The 18,047-nt window shown below is 36.1% G+C and carries 16 protein-coding genes and 1 pseudogene; 3 read left to right on the top strand and 14 right to left on the bottom strand.

Annotated elements, in window-relative coordinates; all coding sequences use genetic code 11:
• Positions 1 to 70: 70 nt before the first annotated feature.
• The 9 genes and pseudogenes from F5ESL0259_RS03085 to F5ESL0259_RS03045 form a co-directional block, all read right to left on the bottom strand.
• A pseudogene (locus F5ESL0259_RS03085) lies at positions 71 to 640 on the bottom strand (GDSL-type esterase/lipase family protein).
• A gap of 62 nt (positions 641 to 702) precedes the next feature.
• On the bottom strand, positions 703 to 1,308 hold the full coding sequence (locus tag F5ESL0259_RS03080) for a hypothetical protein (protein ID WP_122037430.1): 606 nt from the start codon (positions 1,306 to 1,308) through the stop codon (positions 703 to 705).
• A gap of 140 nt (positions 1,309 to 1,448) precedes the next feature.
• Positions 1,449 to 2,081, bottom strand: coding sequence for a hypothetical protein (locus F5ESL0259_RS03075; RefSeq protein WP_122037429.1), 633 nt, complete (start codon positions 2,079 to 2,081; stop codon positions 1,449 to 1,451).
• Positions 2,082 to 2,216: 135 nt separating this feature from the next.
• Positions 2,217 to 2,972: a triose-phosphate isomerase gene (gene tpiA / locus F5ESL0259_RS03070; RefSeq protein WP_122037428.1), complete on the bottom strand. Its 756-nt coding sequence runs from the start codon at positions 2,970 to 2,972 to the stop codon at positions 2,217 to 2,219.
• A 24-nt stretch (positions 2,973 to 2,996) separates the two neighbouring features.
• A complete protein-coding gene (pgk, locus tag F5ESL0259_RS03065; protein ID WP_122025871.1) occupies positions 2,997 to 4,208 on the bottom strand; it encodes a phosphoglycerate kinase in 1,212 nt (403 codons plus the stop codon).
• 106 nt (positions 4,209 to 4,314) lie between these two features.
• The gene (gap, locus tag F5ESL0259_RS03060; RefSeq protein ID WP_046324625.1) at positions 4,315 to 5,331 is read right to left on the bottom strand and encodes a type I glyceraldehyde-3-phosphate dehydrogenase; all 1,017 of its coding nucleotides are present in this window, start codon (positions 5,329 to 5,331) and stop codon (positions 4,315 to 4,317) included.
• Positions 5,332 to 5,394: 63 nt separating this feature from the next.
• A complete protein-coding gene (locus tag F5ESL0259_RS03055; RefSeq protein WP_046324624.1) occupies positions 5,395 to 6,426 on the bottom strand; it encodes a sugar-binding transcriptional regulator in 1,032 nt (343 codons plus the stop codon).
• Between the two features lie 430 nt (positions 6,427 to 6,856).
• Positions 6,857 to 7,879: an ornithine carbamoyltransferase gene (argF, locus tag F5ESL0259_RS03050; RefSeq protein ID WP_122037427.1), complete on the bottom strand. Its 1,023-nt coding sequence runs from the start codon at positions 7,877 to 7,879 to the stop codon at positions 6,857 to 6,859.
• Between the two features lie 244 nt (positions 7,880 to 8,123).
• Positions 8,124 to 9,650, bottom strand: a complete 1,527-nt coding sequence (locus F5ESL0259_RS03045) for a GW dipeptide domain-containing protein (RefSeq protein ID WP_122037426.1) — start codon at positions 9,648 to 9,650, stop codon at positions 8,124 to 8,126.
• Positions 9,651 to 9,816: 166 nt separating this feature from the next.
• Here F5ESL0259_RS03045 and F5ESL0259_RS03040 point away from each other — a divergent pair, with 166 nt between their 5' ends.
• Both F5ESL0259_RS03040 and F5ESL0259_RS03035 read left to right on the top strand, forming a co-directional pair.
• Positions 9,817 to 11,259 (top strand): APC family permease, encoded by a 1,443-nt coding sequence (locus F5ESL0259_RS03040; RefSeq protein WP_046324621.1) that lies wholly within the window; start codon positions 9,817 to 9,819, stop codon positions 11,257 to 11,259.
• Positions 11,260 to 11,339: 80 nt separating this feature from the next.
• A complete protein-coding gene (locus F5ESL0259_RS03035) occupies positions 11,340 to 11,786 on the top strand; it encodes a Fur family transcriptional regulator (RefSeq protein WP_199726686.1) in 447 nt (148 codons plus the stop codon).
• 217 nt (positions 11,787 to 12,003) lie between these two features.
• Here F5ESL0259_RS03035 and F5ESL0259_RS03030 read toward each other — a convergent pair whose 3' ends face one another.
• Positions 12,004 to 13,713: an SH3-like domain-containing protein gene (locus F5ESL0259_RS03030; protein ID WP_233558036.1), complete on the bottom strand. Its 1,710-nt coding sequence runs from the start codon at positions 13,711 to 13,713 to the stop codon at positions 12,004 to 12,006.
• A 159-nt stretch (positions 13,714 to 13,872) separates the two neighbouring features.
• Between F5ESL0259_RS03030 and clpP the strand changes: the two genes are divergently transcribed.
• Positions 13,873 to 14,457, top strand: a complete 585-nt coding sequence (clpP, locus tag F5ESL0259_RS03025) for an ATP-dependent Clp endopeptidase proteolytic subunit ClpP (RefSeq protein WP_034977497.1) — start codon at positions 13,873 to 13,875, stop codon at positions 14,455 to 14,457.
• A gap of 52 nt (positions 14,458 to 14,509) precedes the next feature.
• Here the strand turns inward: clpP and whiA are convergent, their stop codons facing one another.
• The 4 genes from whiA to F5ESL0259_RS03005 all read right to left on the bottom strand — a co-directional run bounded on the left by whiA (position 14,510) and on the right by F5ESL0259_RS03005 (position 17,998).
• Positions 14,510 to 15,445 (bottom strand): DNA-binding protein WhiA, encoded by a 936-nt coding sequence (whiA, locus tag F5ESL0259_RS03020; protein WP_122037424.1) that lies wholly within the window; start codon positions 15,443 to 15,445, stop codon positions 14,510 to 14,512.
• 6 nt (positions 15,446 to 15,451) lie between these two features.
• On the bottom strand, positions 15,452 to 16,477 hold the full coding sequence (gene yvcK, locus F5ESL0259_RS03015) for a gluconeogenesis factor YvcK family protein (protein ID WP_122037423.1): 1,026 nt from the start codon (positions 16,475 to 16,477) through the stop codon (positions 15,452 to 15,454).
• 5 nt (positions 16,478 to 16,482) lie between these two features.
• Complete coding sequence (rapZ, locus tag F5ESL0259_RS03010; protein WP_122037422.1) at positions 16,483 to 17,361, bottom strand: RNase adapter RapZ; 879 nt, start codon at positions 17,359 to 17,361, stop codon at positions 16,483 to 16,485.
• A gap of 94 nt (positions 17,362 to 17,455) precedes the next feature.
• Positions 17,456 to 17,998, bottom strand: coding sequence for an HdeD family acid-resistance protein (locus F5ESL0259_RS03005; RefSeq protein WP_110445867.1), 543 nt, complete (start codon positions 17,996 to 17,998; stop codon positions 17,456 to 17,458).
• Positions 17,999 to 18,047: the final 49 nt, after the last annotated feature.

Raw genomic sequence — 18,047 nt, 5'->3', positions numbered from 1 at the left:
ATTTTGAAATAAAGCGTATAACATAGAGTTAGCTCCATAGCAAGGATTTTTCAAATACTGAGCTTGATTCCTATTCTTGCAGTTTTTTAACTATTAAATTTGCTAATAGGTTATATCCTTCTTTTCCAAAATGTAAGCCGTCATCCAATTGCCCTTTACAGAGTGTTGTTAAATTGCCATGATCAATCATAGCTTGGAATAGATTAATAAAATTTAAATTGTAGGTTTCTGCTAACTTAATCAGCTCAGCAGTATAAACAGCAATTTCACGGTTGGTCCGCTTATTTTGCCTATTTTAATCAACAGCAGGAGGGGAAATTAAAATTAAATTTTGAGGATAATATAAACAAATTATGCTAGATATAATGAGAGCCATGTTTCTCTTGAATTGAGCGATAGGTACCCGCTTGTGTTTTGCTATATCGTTTGTTCCCAAAAGCAATACCAACTTATCGCAGCGTTCAACTTTTAGGATCAAATCTGGCAATAATGCATAAAAGGCTCCCGAATTTACTCCGGAAACTGCAGTATTGGCAATCTCAATATCAGGTATTTTTGCTTTTATTGCATTATTAATACGAGGTTCTCTTAGTCCTTCTTTACGGGCAATAATGCTGTCCCCTGTTAAAAGTATTTTCATTTTTGCTCCAAATGTTGATAAAAACCTGTAATCACAATTAGTTGCGACTACAGTTTCAATAATTAACGTGGGTTAACTTTACTATATTTCATATCTTTAAATTCAAATGCACTATACTTATTTGTTATAGATTTTGTTTTAAAAAATTGGTTAGTTACTAAACCATCTTCTGGATTACTTTGAAATAAAACTTTATGTTTTTTACCAGCTATTTTTTCAGTCTTAACTGTGAAAGCATTTCCGTTTTTAGTTGTCTTTTCCTGTACCGGACTTAGTATGATCCACTTACTCCCATGCATTTTTTTACTAGATATTCGTAAATATTTTGCTAAAATGCTCTGATTTTCCTCTTGCCAAGCTGAAGGCATTTCCCAAGGATATTTCTTTGTGCCTTTGACCATTCCGACTTTTATTACTTTAAAATAATCATTAGTTAGAGGCATATTGATCGCAGACGCATGAATACTCATTGGATTGGGGGTAAAATTGTTATTGCTATACCATTTGCCACGCCAGGTTTTGGGAAATCTAAATTGTTTTCCAAAACCATATTTGTTTTTCTGGGTTTGCGCAGCCTGCACGGTTTTTGGTTGAACACTTGCAAGTGGCACTGTCATAGGTATAGCTAAGCCTGCTAATGCAAATATAGTAATAAATTTTTTAGCCATGTTTCTCTCCTGTAAAACAATATTGTGTTTTTATTTATAGTAATAATTATAAACTGGTTGGTTGTATAAAGTAATTCAATTTATTAAAAAAACTAATTCCTTAATTGAGAATTAGTTTTAAAATCTGATATTTACTTTACTTAATACTGGTTAAATGAAGGGGCATAAGTTTCACCCTTAAAATTATAGTGTTGATATTTTTGCGCTAATTTTGGTGAACGGAAGAACTGGTCAACGATTTCACCGGTTTTAGGATTAGCTTCAAATATTACTTTTTGAGTTTTACCAGCAACTTTTTCATTCCTTAATCTAAAAGCGAAGCCAATTTCAATATTGTTTTCATCTATTGGACTAAAGACAAGCCATTTTTTGTTGCTAATCTTATTAGTGGTTAATCTACCTAAATGTTTAAAAATTTTATCATGCTTGGTAAACCAACTTTGCGGCATTTGCCACAAGTATTTATTAGTACCTTTTACTTTACCTGCAGATACCAATTCGACATATTCTCCGGTCCAAGGCGTATTGAAACCATTCTTTTTAACGGTCATTTTGCTTAATTTATCATGAGTATTACTATACCATTTGCCACGCCACGATTTAGGAAACTTAAAGTCTCTCTTAAAGCCATATTTTGTTTTATTAGTAGTAATTTTGGCATTTTTTGAAGTACTTGCCGCCTGAACCAAATTCGTCTGATTAACACTAATTCCACTTGTTGCAGCTAAGGCAGCCAAAATAACTGACCAAGTAATTGTTTTACGTAATTTCATAGTCTTTACCTCCCATATTGGAATTATTTCACCCTATTATGGACACGCATTATGATAAAAGCAAGCGATAGTGGAAATATTAAACAAAAAAGTCTCTGAAAAATCAGAGACTCTTTTATTATATACAGTTAAAAATTAATCTTGGTAATTTACTAATTCTAAGAATGAATCAGGTTTAAGTGAAGCACCACCGACTAAACCACCATCAATATCAGGTTTAGCCATTAATTCCTTAACATTACCTGGATTTACTGAACCACCATATTGAATTCTAACATTCTCAGCAGTTTCTTCGTTGTACAGATCTTTAATAGTATCACGAATAGTCTTGCACATTTCTTCAGCTTGGTCAGAACTGGCAGTCTTACCGGTACCAATAGCCCAGATAGGTTCATAAGCAATAACTAAACTTGAAACTTGATCAGCTGACAAACCGGCAAGTGCAGCCTTAATTTGACTAACTACCCAATCTTCTTGCTTGTTAGCTTCACGTGTTTCAAGTGATTCACCACAGCAAATAATTGGAGTAACGCCATTAGCAAATAAAGCCTTAGCTTTCTTGTTAATGTCATCATCTGTTTCGTGAAAATAGCCACGGCGTTCGGAGTGACCAATAATACAATAGTTCATGCCCATTTCTTTTAAAACTTTAGGTGAAGTTTCACCAGTGAAGGCACCTTCATCTTCAAAATAAGCATTTTCTGCACCGACGCGCAGGTTTGTGCCAGCAGCTGCGTTCGCTAAACTTTCAAGATCGACGGCAGGAGCACAAATTAGTGCTTCAACCTTACTTGCTTCTGGCAATTTATCCTTTACAGCAGCAACAAATTCAGTTGTTTGCTTAGGATTCATATGTAATTTCCAGTTACCAGCAATAATTGGTGTACGCATGTAAATAATGTCCTTTCTTAAAGTTTACTTGTCTGAAATGCAGGCAATTCCTGGTAATTCTTTACCTTCAAGATATTGCAAAGAAGCACCACCACCAGTTGAAATGTGGGTGATCTTTGGAGCGATACCAAGTTGTTTAGCGGCTGCAGTTGAGTCACCACCACCAATAATAGTAGTAGCATCAGTTAAATCAGCAAGAGCCTTACCAACTTCTAGAGTACCTTCAGCAAAGTTGGACATTTCAAAGGCACCCATTGGTCCATTCCAAACAACAGTCTTAGCATCTTTTAAAACATCCTTGAACTTGGCAACAGTCTTAGGACCGATATCAAGACCCATCATGTTTTCTGGAATGTCATCGCCGACAACTTTACGGGCAGCATCGTTTGAAAATTCTGTTGCTGCAACATTGTCAACAGGTAATACAATCTTACCATCAGCGTCTTTCAACAATTTTTTAGCAAGATCAACTTTATCTGGTTCAAACAATGATTTACCAATTTCATGACCTTGGGCTGCTAAGAAAGTATAAGCCATACCACCACCAATTAAAATGTGGTCTGACTTAGGAATAAGGTTGGTAATAACATCAATCTTGTCTGAAACCTTAGCACCACCCAAAATGGTAACAAATGGGTGTACAGGGTTAGCAACAGCATCGCCCAAGAACTTGATTTCCTTTTCCATTAAGAAACCGGCAGCAACAGGCTTGCCATCTTTCTTCATAGCTTCAGCGATACCAACATTGGATGCGTGACTTCTGTGAGCAGTACCAAAGGCATCATTAACATACATGTCACCTAATGAAGCCCAGTATTCACCCAGTTTAGGATCATTTTTGCTTTCACGTTTGCCAAAGTCATTGTCAATATCTTGGAAACGAGTGTTTTCAAGAACAGCAACGTCACCGTCTTGCATCTTGGCAACGGCATCTTCAACTTCTTTACCTTCGTTAGCTGGAACAAAGGTAACTGGCTTCTTTAAGAGCTCGCTTAAACGGTCAGCAACTGGTTTTAATGACAATTCTTTCTTATCATCATCTGACTTTACACGTCCCAAGTGACTGAGTAAAATTGCCTTACCACCATTTTCAATGATGTAGTTAATAGTAGGAAGGGCAGCAACAATTCTGTTGTCATCTCCGATCACACCATCTTTAATTGGCACGTTAAAATCAACACGAACTAAAACCTTTTTGCCCTTTACATCAAGGTCAGAAACAATTAATTTAGCCATCTATATCCTCCGATAATTTAATTATTTTTATTTTGAAAAAAAGGCGGAAGGAAGAATTTCCCTCCGCCTTCTCTTTCACCACTTAACAGTAATCAAATATTACAGATTAAAGAGTAGCAAATTTCAACAAAGTACGAACCATTTGGCAAGTGAATGAGTATTCATTGTCATACCAAGCAACAGTCTTAACTAATTGATTGTCACCGGCAGTAGTTACCATAGTTTGAGTTGGGTCAAAGATTGAACCAGCAGTCATACCAACTACATCACTTGAAACGATTTCGTCATCGTTGTAAGCAAATGATGGGCTTTCGTACTTCTTCAATGCTGAGTTAACTTCGTCAGCAGTAACTTTCTTGTCAAGGATTGAAACTAATTCAGTTAATGAACCATCAGTAACTGGAACACGTTGTGCGTGACCGTTAACTTTACCGTTCAATTCTGGAACAACAAGACCAATAGCCTTAGCAGCACCAGTTGAGTGAGGAATAATGTTAACTGCAGCAGCACGAGCGGCACGCTTGTTACCACCACGAACAGGTCCATCCAAAAGCATTTGGGTTGAAGTGTAAGCGTGGATAGTAGTCATAGTAGCTACCTTGATGCCAAATTCTTTTTGCAAAGCGTCAACCATTGGTGCTAATGAGTTAGTAGTACATGAACCAGCTGAAACGATCTTGTCGTTAGCATCTAAAGTATCATCGTTTACTGAGTAAACAATAGTCTTCAAGTCATTGCCGGCAGGAGCTGAAATCAAGACTCTCTTGGCACCTGCGTCAAGGTGAGCTTGTGACTTAGCCTTGCTGGTGTAGAAACCAGTACATTCAAGAACAAAGTCAACACCATCATTCTTAACCCAAGGAATGTTTTGAGCTTGTGGTTCAGCGTATACACGGTATTTCTTACCATCTACAACGATTGAATCTTCAGTAGCTGAAACTTCGTGGTCAAAAGTACCATGAGTTGAGTCATATTTTAGCAAGTGTGCCAAAAGTGCTGGGGTAGTTAAGTCGTTAATAGCAACAACTTCAATATCCTTTGACTTTTCGCCTAAATCCATGATCCGACGGAATGCCAAACGACCAATACGGCCAAAGCCGTTAATACCAATTTTAACTGTCATATTCTAAAGTCCTCCTTAAGAACTATGTAAGAACTGTAAACATCAATTTATTTTAAATGAGAATTACTTCTCCTTTAAAATCTTCTCTGAGGCTCCTTCATCAGTAATTAACCAGGTTTGATGGGGAGCATTTGGCATATAAGCCTTGATTGCTTTAGCCTTGCGGCCACCACAAGCAAATGCAAATATGTGAGGTATTTTATTTAGATTCTCAAACTGCAAACCAACCTGATGTACGCGGTCGACAATCTTCCCTTCGCCATCGAAGAAACACCCGAAACATTCGGTGACTACTTTTTTTTCACGCAATTCAGATAAGCGAATTGAATCGTATCCTCTGCGTCTTGCCATGTCATGAGCTAGTCCAATTCCATGAATTACTACATCCGTCTGAGAAATATCTTCCAGCACGTCAGTAAAAGTAGATTCACGAATCAAAGAATTGTAAGCTGCTTGAGAAATCTGCTCCGGTAAATACAATGTTTTATATTTACCACCAGTTTCAGCAGCCATTTTCTGAACAATAGTATTGCTTTGAATAGCAACATTTTCACCCAGAGCCCCACGACCTGGCACAAATTCCAGTTGTCGATTTTTACTTAAACTTTTAGACAAATTCCTAGTCGATTTTGCAAGAGCTTCACCACCCAAAACAGTAATAATTGAATGTCCCAGGGGTAACAGTAAATCAAGAGCTGCATTAAGCTCTTCACCCATTCTCTCATATACCAGTTCTTGTAAATCACTATCGCCTGGCACAATAATTGTGCGCTCGATACCGAGTTTACGCGCTAAATCAATTTCTGTTTTGCGTGCGTTAAACAACCGATCTATCAGAGGTGCCGCCTCTTGCAATATCTTTTTGCCCTTCTCTGTCATAAACATGCCAAAGCTTTTAATCTCAATCAAACCTCGATCACGCAGATACTCAGTTTCTGTTCGCACGTTTCTTTCAGATAGTCCTAAAGACTGAGCTACGCTTCTGCGACCTACAGGTGCATTAAGCGATATTTGCTCAAGAACAAGATATCTTTGCCGAAAAACTTTTAAGATGTCAGGAACGAGAGCTTCAAGCACAGGAAATTCCGAGTACATTAATTTCTCTCCTTCTTCTGGGACCAAATTGACCCATTTGTTGTCATTAGGTGTCCCAGATTGTCTAAAAATATATGAGAAACGTAAATCGACATTAATCAATTTAGCCATTCCTCAATCGACAAATACAGTATAGCAACACTCCAAAAATAATTCAAGTTAAATTGCCGCAATTAGAAAGTCTTAATAAATTAATCGATATTGATACTAAGACATGCAAAACTGCAGCTCTTTTGTCAATATCAATAAAAAACAATTCAATTTTTGTTTCTTTTCTGTTATACTTGTTGTTGTGCAAATTCGGGTCCTTAGTGTAATGGATCGCACGTAAGATTCCGGTTCTTAAAATCTGAGTTCGACTCTCAGGGGACCCATTGAGTTAATTTAAAAAGAGTAGCTGTTGCAATCTAGCAGTAGCTACTCTTTTATTTTAATTTTCAAGCATGTTTTTTAAATCTCTTTGAAACTCATTATCAATCTGGTTCGAAAAGTCTTCTTTAGCTAATTTATCTTTAAGCAAATAAGTAAATATTGCTCTCATTGCCGTCTTTTTGTTTGCTGCTTGTTGCCAGACAATCGAGTTTTCACCGTCAAGCACAGAAGCTGTCACTTCTTCACCTCTGTTTGCAGGTAAACAATGCATAAATTTAACCGCAGAATTGTTTGTTTTAGCCAGCATCTCTGCGTTAACCTGATACTTAGGATAAAATATTTTCATATACTCTGTTTGATCAAGCTCTTGATCATATAGACCATACCAAACATCAGTATAAATAAAATCAGCATTTTCTAAGACTTTTTCATCATCAGATAGAGTAATTGTGGCGCCATTTTGCTGAGCTATTTTTTTTGCTTTGCGCAATAAATTTGGAGATACTTGTTTTTCTTTAGGACCATATTGGACAAAGTGCATTCCCATTTGAGCACACAAAAATAATGCTGAAACAGTAATTTGCGTTGCATCCCCTACAAAGACCAGCTTAATATCAGATAATTTTTTACCTTTCGGTAAAAATTCTTTAATTGTAATCAAATCACCTAAAGCCTGAGTAGGATGGTCATCATCGCTCATGAAGTTAACTACAGGTGCATGCGAATTTTGGGCAATTTCCACAATATCTTCTTGACTAGCCGTTCGCACTCCAATGATATCGACTAAGTCACCTAAAGCATGACTGGTATCAGCCAAACCCTCATGACCATTTTCTCCTAGTTGTATCTGCCCTGGAGCTAAATACAAAGCATGTCCTCCTAATTCAGACATTGCTGTTTCAGCAGAGCAGCGCGTTCTAGTAGATACCTGATCAAAGATCATACCTAAGCTTTTACCTTTTAAAAGCTGAGGGTAATAGCCATGGTTGATAGTCTCCTTAATTTTCAGACCTAAATCAGCCAGGTATTGCATTTCATTTTTTGAAAAGGTACAAGTATCAATAAAATCTTTTTTAACCAAAAAATCCTCCTTTTTGTATTCTTTACTTTTCTTATCGCCTACCATAATACAGAAACTAAGTTTATTTGAAAAACAATTACATTCAAATATAGAAAGTCTTAAATATTTTAGGAATAAAAGTCTAACTAAAATGAAAAAGCCACTGAGAAATTTCAGTGACTTTCATAATTTATTTAATTGCCAATCCTGATTTTGCCAGTTGTCGAGCACTTATATGATTAACAAAATGCTTAAAATAATTTTTCTAATTTATGTTACCAGCTGTTAACTCTCCGCGTTGGGCAAATTCAACGTACAGTTTATTACCTGATGAAGACAAGCCTTCAATCTCACGCCTTACGTGAAGGTGATGGGTGCTCTTATAGGTTCCGTCTTCACCAACTTTAAAGATATAATCATTAAAACCGATATAAAATTGGTTATGATTTTGATCGTAGGTAAACCCTTGAACTGGAGAACCATTACTTACAAAGTTGCCTTTAGTAGCCCCTACTTCAACGGGAGTCCAGGAATCACCATTGCGAGTTACTTTCCAATATTCATAATAGCCGTTTCCACCGTTATGGAAGAGGCAATACATCGTGTTGTCACCGGCAAAGGTGGCATTATGAATGTATCTAGGACTACCATAGTTAGAAATTCTAAAGGTCCAGATTTGATTGATCTTCATGTCTGACTTACGTATTTGTAAAATTTCTTCAGAAGCATTTGAATTGCTAGAAGTATTATTATTAGCAATTACATAAATGTATGCTGGAGATGAACCTATTGCCTGGCCGTGACCTAACTTGATATAAGGACTAACTTTGATATGAGAAGCATATTTCTTAAAAGTTGACCATTTTAAAGTTTGTAAATTTTGCGCCTTAAATTTATTAATATGCTTTAAATTATAAGAAACTAAATGACCGTTTTGTGCACTACTTGAATTAAATAATGCAACTGTAAAGTTTGAACCATTTACGGTAATGCCTTCAGGAATTACACCTACTTGCCCCATCTTATCACCGGATTGATTGTAACCAAGACTGACAAAACGAGGTTGGAACAGCTTGGTTTTTAAAGTTAAACCGTTAGCTCTAAATGTATTAGATCTAGTTTCGGAAGTATAATGATGCGCTGCGTTCCAGTTTCTTGAAGAAGACTTGGAACTACCTTTCCAAGTTGAGACTTCCTTTGGCCCGTTCATAGGCTTTTTATCAGCTCTTGCTATACCCTCGTTCTTATCTGAACGAACAGTAACATTGACTGTTGCTTTAGCCTTGCCATAACTATAGTCAACTGTAGTTTTACCTGGAGTGCCTGAGTTAATCTTTGACTTTGAAACTGTTACTTTGCTGTTATCTACAGCAGTACCTGCACTATTAGTCACATAATTAATGGCATCTTTAGTATTAAACGAGTATTGATTGTTTTGTACTAAACTCACGTTCTGCGCTACAGAAATCTTGTTTCTGGCAAAAAAGTTCTGGTTAACCCAGCCGACCGTACGCCCGTCCACAATTATCTTCCAAAACTTGCCTTTCTTAGTGGCAATTGACTGTTTAGATTGAATCTGTGCGTGCTTAAAATATTTAGTCGACGTAAACTTGCCAGATGGTCCCATTTTTGAAGCATAATGATAAACTGCATAATTACCATTACCGGCTATTTTAGTAACAGCTTTGTGGTAAGTTTTTGCAGAAATATAAGAATTATTACTCCCAACAAATAAGCCAAGTGCAGCTATTGTCCCAGCAATTAGCAGCTTGCTTTTAATTTTTCTTTTCATTAAACTTACAACCCCTTCTTCTATTATATAATAACAGTTTTACACTTTTTTAATTCATATATCAATATTTATTTTTGTTATTAATTTCAAATGACTTATTATTAGATTTTTAAAAACATTTAAGTTAAAATAAAAAATTGTTATTTTTATATAAGGGAGAAGTTTCATGGGTGAAACACCAAACAATTCTAAAAAGATGATGTGGACAACGCTTGCCACTATGGCTTTCTCTATTGTGTGGAGCTTTGGCAACGTTGTTAACGGATTCATATACTTTGATGGTACCAAGGTAATTTTCAGCTGGATCATTATTTTCCTGCTTTTCTTTATTCCTTATGCCTTAATGGTCGGTGAACTCGGATCAGTATTTAAAGACTCTGAGGGTGGCGTTGCTTCCTGGATTAACGCTACTATCGGACCTAAATGGGCCTATTATGCCGGTTGGACATTCTGGGCAGTACATGTGGTTTATATTTCCAGTAAAGGTACAACTGGCTTAAGAGGCATGGCCTGGGGCATTTTTGGTAATACTAAATGGTACGATAGTTTGCCAACTGCCTGGACTCAACTAGCCACACTGGCAGTATTTTTGTTCTTTTGCTGGGTAGCCAGCCGAGGAATTCCGGTAATTAAAACTTTATCAACAATTGCTGGTACTTCAATGTTTATTATGTCAATTTTATTTATTATCATGATGTTTGCGGCACCGATGATTAATCCGCATGCTAGTTTTAACAGCATAAACTGGAATTGGCAAAATTTTATGCCAGATTTTAATACAAAGTACTTTACTTCACTTTCAATTTTGGTATTTGCTATAGGTGGAGCTGAAAAGATTTCGCCATATGTTAACAAGTTGAAAAAGCCTGCAAAAAATTTCCCGAAAGCTATGCTAGGATTAGCGGGAATGGTTATGATTTCTGCCATCTTAGGTACCATTGCTTTAGCATTAATGTTTGATCCTAAAGTAGTTAATGGTAATTTGAATGAATACATTTCAAATGGTCCGTACATTGCTTTTCAAAAATTAGGTGAATATTATGGCGTGGGCGGATTATTCCTCTATATTTATGCCTGGTGCAACGTCATTGGACAATTTTCCGCACTGGTTATTAGTATTGATGCTCCTTTGAGAATGCTTTTAGGAGGCAAAGAAGCAAAAGACTTTATCCCGAAAAAGTTATTAAAAGTCAATAAACATGGAGCTTATATTAACGGTATCTGGATGATTGTCATTCTTTCTGGCGGTATCATTGCATTGCAAGCCGTTATGCCTGATGCACAAACCGTAATGGCACAATTAGTTAAACTAAATTCGATAGTGATGCCAATGCGTTATTTATGGGTTTTCATTGCCTACTTAGCTTTGCGTAAACAACATGAAAAATTCCATAACGGTACTGATAACTATCAAATGACTAAGCATCAGTGGTTAGCCTATACTGCCGGAATTTGGGGATTAGCCGTTACAGTTGCTTGTTGTTTAATGGGAATGTATTCAAATGATCCATTCACACTTTGTTTAAATATTGCCACTCCAGTGGTATTATTCCTACTTGGTTTAATTATGCCAACAATCAGACGAAAACAAGAAGAAAAAATAAGCTAAATAATACTTAACCGCCTAGCAATAGGCGGTTTTTTTACATAAAAAATGCTACACTATAATTAATTGAGGAGATGAGAATCATGCCTAATTTTTCTGATGAAGCAGGAAGTCTGCTACGTAGCCATCATTTAAAAGTAACTAAACCGCGTTTAAAAATACTTGAATATTTAATGGTACATCATAATCATCCCACCGCTTCCACAATTTTTACAGCAATTAGTGGAGACGAGCCAGCTTATCGTGCAACCGTTTATAATAATTTGAACAAATTAGTTGACGCAGGGATCGTAACAGAAATTAAAAATGGTGATGATTCTCTGCACTATGACTATTTTGTAAAACCACACTTTCATATTATCTGTAAAAAGTGCGGTAAAATTGCCGATGTTTATTATCCTGACTTTGGGAGAATTGAAGAGCAGATGAGAACTGAAGCAGATAAGCAAACTGGTTTTGTCACTTCATCCAGCCACGTTGAAATCTATGGCCTTTGTCCTGACTGCCAAAGCAAAGAAAAAAAGAGCTGAAAGATGCAAAATCTTAAAATTCAGACAGCAATCAAATTCTAATTATGGACTAACTTTTAATATTTGATTTAGGTTAGTCTTTTTATGTTACTTTTTTAATAAATATCTCAATCACAATATGGCAAAATTCCTAAAATAGATAACTTTCAGGTTTTTTACGACATTTCCTAAGCCAAAAAAATAAGAGCTTTTCAGCTCTCATCTAAAAATATTTATTTTATTTAATATTCATGCTTACCAATAATTCAGCTCTTTGTGCAAGGTTTACATACAATTTATTATCACTAACTGATAAACCTTCAATTTCACGACCGGTATCAAAAGAATAAGTATCTTTTAACTTGCCATCGCGGCCAATCTTAAAGATTAAGTCATTGAATGCCAAGTAAAAGTTTTTATTCTTGGTATCATAAGTAAAACCTTGAACAGGTGAATTATTGTTTACAAAGTTGCCATCGGTTTTACCGACTAATTTTGGATACCAATTATCTCCAGTACGAGTGAATTCCCAGTATTCATAACAATTATTTTCTGTGTCATGGTAAACAGTGTACATATCCTTATCTGATACAATTACACCATTTTGGAAATAGCGATTACTCTTCCCATCATCAATCCAAGTTTTGATTGTCCAAATCTTGTTAATTTGCAAATCACTCTTACGGATTTGAAGTAATTCTTCAGAGTCGTTAGTGTCATTTAGCGTATTATCATTATTTAACACATAAATATATTTATCACTTGCGCCCAATGCCTGACCATGGCCAATTGGAATATAGGGACTTACCTTGATGTTTTTAACATAATTGTTAAACTTCTTTTGCGACATATCAAGTAAATGTTGCGCATCAAACGGGTCAGTTAAAGTATTCAGATCATAACCAACAATATGACCAGATACCAAATTTGTGTGACTTAAAAGACTGGTATATGCCCAGCCATTAGAAACGGTAACACCTTCTGGAATGTGACCAACACGGTTAATATTATCGTCTGATGGATCAGCTACACTTAATAAGACTGGTTGATATAACCGTGTCTTTAAGGTCAAATCACCACTAGTCAAAGTATGTTTATTGGTTTCAGGCGTGTATTCTGTAGGGCTAATATAATTTAATGATGAGCCATAATGTGTTTTCCAGGCTTGATAATCATTTGTACCAGGTTGCGCTGGGAAGGAGGCAACGGTATTCGCATCAACTACCCCTTCTTTCTTACTTTTTCTGACAGTTATTTTAACTGTAGCAGTTGCATCTCCATAAGTATATTTAACTTTATATGTCTTAGGAGTCCCGCAATTAATGCTATCTTTTGATACAGTTACTTGACTGTTGTCAATTACTGTACCCATGCTGTTAGTTATATAAGAAATAGCATCTCTGGTAGGGAAGTTGTAGAACTCATTGCGCACTAGAGATATAGTCTTAGGAACCGCAATTTGATTTCTGGCAAAGTAACGTTCATTAACATACCCTACTTGCCTGCCATTAACATAAATGCGCCAATAACGATATTTTTTAGTTTCAATCAACTGATCTGATTGAATATGACTATAACGAAAGTTAATGCCGTCAGCTACTTTGGTGCTAACTTTTCCGTTATTTACTTCTTTCCAGACCTTATAATTTTTGTTGCCCGCAACTTTGGTCATCATAGAAAAACCAGTAACAATTTGCTTAGGCTTAGGTTTTTTAGTATTGGTGTCGTCTGTCCCAGTTTGATCAGATTTACCTGTTTGATCATTAGTGGCATTATTATCATTATTTACATCAGTTGAGTTGCTTGATGACTTGTTGCTGTCATCTTGAACTGGCGGTTGAGCGCTATTCGAATCTGCCGCAACTGATGTAGTTGACAAGCCGGTACAAACTAGTAATCCGACAACCAATGTCAGTAAATATGGTAATTTTTTCTTATAAAGCTTCAAAATATATCCTCCAATATTTAGTTTACCTTTAAATTATATAATAAAACTCTCACTAAAAAGAATACAAAATTAATACACTTTCATTGACAGCAAGTAATGTAAGTGATTTAATTAGCACTGTACTTGATAGAGTGCTAATTATATTTAGGAGGTAGAAAGATGCTTGTACCTACAGTTATTGAACAAACTGCACGTGGCGAACGCGCATATGATATATATTCACGTTTATTGAAAGACAGAATCATCATGCTTAGCGGCGAAATTAACGATGATATGGCCAATTCAATTATTGCACAATTACTATTTCTTGATGCTCAAGACAACACCAAGGATATTTCACTTTACATTAATTCACCGGGTGGTGTGATTACTTCTGGTTTGGCAATCATGGATACCATGAACTTTATTAAATCAGATGTTTCAACTATTGCCATCGGCATGGCAGCTTCTATGGCTTCCATTTTACTGACTAGCGGAGCAAAAGGTAAGCGTTTTGCATTACCTAACTCAACTGTTTTGATTCATCAACCTTTAGGTGGTGCACAGGGTCAGCAAACTGACATTCAAATTGCAGCCAATGAAATTTTAAAGAGCCGTGAAAAAATTAATCGGATCTTACATGAAACTACTGGTCAGCCTTTAGAAAAGATTCAAAAGGACACTGAACGGGACAATTACATGACCGCACAGCAAGCTAAAGACTATGGTTTAATCGATGAAATTATGGTTAATCAAAAGAAATAGTATCAATAAACTGCAATAAAAAAGAAACCCATCAATTGATGAGCTTCTTTTTTTATTGCTCTAAGCTTGCAGCAATATCGTGAATTTTTTTAAAGCGATGATTGACTCCAGATTTTGAAATCGGACCATCTGGCACCTGTTGCGCTATTTCTTTCAGTGATAGTTCCGGTTCATCTAATCTTAGTCTAGCCAAACCTTGCAATTTTTCAGGAATATTTTCTAGCCCAATTTTACGTTCAATTAACTCAATATCTTCAACCTGTTTGGCTGCTGCATTGGCCGTCTTTTTTAAATTAGCTGTATCACAGTTAACCAACCTGTTAACAGAATTACGCATATCCCGCATTATACGCAAATCTTCAAAAGACAGCATTGCATTTAATGCTCCGACAATATGTAAAAAGTCACCAATTTTTTCGGCTTCTTTTAAATAAACAATATAGCCACGCCTTCTTGGTGTACTTTTAGCATTCAGATTAAAGCGGTCATTCATAATATGAAGCAAATCGTTATTATGGTCTTGATAAATAGAATAAATTTCCAAATGATACCGACTCGTATTAGGATTATTCACACTACCACTGGCTAAAAAAGCACCACGCAAATATGACATTGATCCTTCCCGTGAATTAATTATTCTTTTAGGAATTCTTGTAATTAAATTCAAGCTTGGGGTCAAAATTTCCAAATTATTCAGTATTTCTTTAACGTGATTTTGTAATCTCACTAAATACTGATTGTTTTTTTTAAGCTTCATTTTGCGAGAAACTATCAATTGTGGTTCAACCTTATATGCAGTTTTTATCAAAGAAAAAATACGTCTAGCTATGGCTGGATTTTCAGTAGTGATATCAAGGCTAAATTTATGCTCATGAAAATTCAAAACGCCATTCATACGCAGGAAAGCAGCCAATTCTGCTTTGGCATGTTCTTGGTGAATGGGCAGCGAAGTCAACTCTTTTTTTACGTTACTAGCATAGCTGGCCATTATTTGTTATTCCTTCCTGCGAGCCATTGCGGCAAATGCCAGGTTGATGATCTCATTTGCTACCTTCTTACCGTCATGAAAAACCAATCCGCTACGCTGGTCAATGAAATCATCGGTGATCACCCGACAGCCCTGCTCGCGCAGTCCCTTAAAGTCCCTTTTCACTGGTTCAATATACGCATCGTAATCATTAGGATTAAACTTAGACATGTCAATTTTGGCACCATTAACTAAAGCAGTATTAATATAATGACCACCAAGATGGGCGTTAATTACTTTAACGTGATCACAGTCTGAAAAATGATCGGTTTCACCAAGCTGCGTCATAATATTGCAAATATATATTACTTCTGCACTAGTTTTCCTAACAGCTTCGCCTAAATTAGGTATCATCAGATTGGGTAAGATTGAAGTAAACAAGCTTCCAGGACCTAGCACAACAGCATCAGCATTTTTAATAGCATTTAGCACTTTAGACACGGCTTTTGGTTCAGAATTTGAGTTTGTATTGGTAACCCAAACTCGTTTTATCCTCTTATCCTTATCAGTGATTTCTTTTTCTCCTGCTTGAATAGTTCCATCAACAAACTCAGCATTAAGTGTTAACGGCTCGTTAGAGGCAGGATACACGTGTCCATCTACGTGCATCATTTTAGACAAAGACTGGACAGCATCAAAAATATTGCCATGCATCTCATTCAAAGCAGCAATGATTAAGTTTCCGATAGCATGCCCTGAAAAAAATGAATCGGAGGAATCAAACCGATATTGAAAAATATCTTTTTCTTCCTGTGAAATTCCACTTAAAGAAACCAACACATTGCGAATATCACCAGGTGGAACAACATTAATAAAGTTGCGAATTGATCCTGATGAACCACCATCATCTGATACCGTCACAATGGCAGTAATTTCAGCTTCCTGTTCTTTAAGCGCATTCAAAACAACTGGCAACCCAGTTCCACCACCAATGACCACAATCTGTGGTCTTCTACTTCTAGTTACACGAATCACTTTTTCAGCATATGTCATGAAAATCACCTTTTTCTAGTGTAACGACTAATTTCGCGGTGCGTAATATCAACTGTATAGTCTTCAGCCAAATCATGTGCCAATTGCTGTGCAATTGCAACGCTGCGATGCTGACCACCCGTACACCCAATTGCAATAGTTAATTTGCTTTTGCCTTCATTAATGTACCCTGGCAAAGCAACTTTTAATAAGTCTAAAAATTTTTGATAAAAAGTCTGGGTTTGTTTTTTATCCATTACATAATTAAAAACCCGTTTATCGAGTCCCGTAAATGGCCTTAATTCAGGTATATAAAATGGGTTAGGCAAAAACCTGACATCCATCACAATATCTGCATCAATCGGCATACCGTATTTAAAGCCGAAAGATAACACTTCAATGGAAAATGGCTGTTTATGCTGTTTACTAAATCTATTAACCAGCTCCTGCTTTAGCTCCTTAGGAGACAAATTAGAGGTATCTATAATGTCATTAGCACGATTCTTTATACCTGTTAAAATTCGTCTTTCTTCTAAAATACCGTCAAGCAAGCGGCCATTGTTTGCCAATGGTGGTACACGCCGTGTCTCTTTGTAACGAGCAACTAAAGTGTTATCGGACGCGTCCAGAAATACAATTCTAGTTTGAGCGTTGCCATTATCTTCAAGCGAATTGATTTCATTATCTAAATCCTTATAAAACCGTCTAACTCGTAAATCAATTACCACTGCTACTTTAGTAAAATCATCCGATCTGACAATTAAATCCCAAAAACTAGGTAAAAGCGATGGAGGCAAATTATCAACTATAAAATAGCCCATATCTTCCAAAGCATGAGAAGCCACGGTTTTACCCGCACCACTCATTCCTGTAATAATCAGTAGTTGCTTTTTGTGCTCAGCCATTTTCAAACTACCCCCTATTAATAAAATTATACCATACCAGGTTTTTCATAACTTTTTTGAGTAAAAAAAAAAGTTCTAATGAACTTTTTATTTATTAGCGATTGACAAAAGCTGCAATAATTTGATTAATTCCAAAAATCAATAACCAGAATGACACTAACCAAATTAGTGTTAAGGCAGATAATGCCGGATTAAACATCAGGCTGATTGCTATCAATAATCCTAGTATATTTAAGATTAGATTTAGCCAAAAGAAGAAATTAGAAATTCTTCTCATCCGCCATGAAAAAACTATACCGGTAATCGAATCAAATAAGAACCAAAAAGCAAAAAGGTAGGCAATTGTTAATCCAGCAGCGTCGTATGAGTAAAGAAACAAAATTCCAACGATAATGTCCAATACTCCTGAAACAATTGACCACCAGCTAGAAGGGATAAAATACCGAAAACGGCTGTAAAATACCAGCCAAACAAATCCCTGGACAATAGAGACAATAGCGAACAGCAAGACAAATGCGTGTAGTGCTTTACCAGGGTGCCGCAATAGAAATAACCCGGCAATTACCATTAAAATACCAGAAATAAATGCGGCCCAATTAAAACCACGATTTTGTCCGTAACTAGAAAAATTATCCATTTTTATTCCTCCTTGCGCTATATTTTACACTTTATCACAAACAATTAAT

The organism is Lactobacillus sp. ESL0259, assembly GCF_003693045.1.
Lineage (GTDB): Bacteria > Bacillota > Bacilli > Lactobacillales > Lactobacillaceae > Lactobacillus > Lactobacillus melliventris.
This window is presented reverse-complemented; position numbering and strand designations above follow the sequence as displayed.

Excerpts from the sequence above, each read along its gene's own strand:
- F5ESL0259_RS03080 (WP_122037430.1), bottom strand. The coding sequence starts at position 1,308 with ATGGCTAAAAAATTTATTACTATATTTGCATTAGCAGGCTTAGCTATA.
- F5ESL0259_RS03075 (WP_122037429.1), bottom strand. The coding sequence starts at position 2,081 with ATGAAATTACGTAAAACAATTACTTGGTCAGTTATTTTGGCTGCCTTA.
- tpiA (WP_122037428.1), bottom strand. The coding sequence starts at position 2,972 with ATGCGTACACCAATTATTGCTGGTAACTGGAAATTACATATGAATCCT.
- pgk (WP_122025871.1), bottom strand. The coding sequence starts at position 4,208 with ATGGCTAAATTAATTGTTTCTGACCTTGATGTAAAGGGCAAAAAGGTT.
- gap (WP_046324625.1), bottom strand. The coding sequence starts at position 5,331 with ATGACAGTTAAAATTGGTATTAACGGCTTTGGCCGTATTGGTCGTTTG.
- F5ESL0259_RS03055 (WP_046324624.1), bottom strand. The coding sequence starts at position 6,426 with ATGTACTCGGAATTTCCTGTGCTTGAAGCTCTCGTTCCTGACATCTTA.
- F5ESL0259_RS03045 (WP_122037426.1), bottom strand. The coding sequence starts at position 9,650 with ATGAAAAGAAAAATTAAAAGCAAGCTGCTAATTGCTGGGACAATAGCT.
- F5ESL0259_RS03040 (WP_046324621.1), top strand. The coding sequence starts at position 9,817 with ATGGGTGAAACACCAAACAATTCTAAAAAGATGATGTGGACAACGCTT.
- F5ESL0259_RS03035 (WP_199726686.1), top strand. The coding sequence starts at position 11,340 with ATGCCTAATTTTTCTGATGAAGCAGGAAGTCTGCTACGTAGCCATCAT.
- clpP (WP_034977497.1), top strand. The coding sequence starts at position 13,873 with ATGCTTGTACCTACAGTTATTGAACAAACTGCACGTGGCGAACGCGCA.
- whiA (WP_122037424.1), bottom strand. The coding sequence starts at position 15,445 with ATGGCCAGCTATGCTAGTAACGTAAAAAAAGAGTTGACTTCGCTGCCC.
- yvcK (WP_122037423.1), bottom strand. The coding sequence starts at position 16,477 with ATGACATATGCTGAAAAAGTGATTCGTGTAACTAGAAGTAGAAGACCA.
- rapZ (WP_122037422.1), bottom strand. The coding sequence starts at position 17,361 with ATGGCTGAGCACAAAAAGCAACTACTGATTATTACAGGAATGAGTGGT.
- F5ESL0259_RS03005 (WP_110445867.1), bottom strand. The coding sequence starts at position 17,998 with ATGGATAATTTTTCTAGTTACGGACAAAATCGTGGTTTTAATTGGGCC.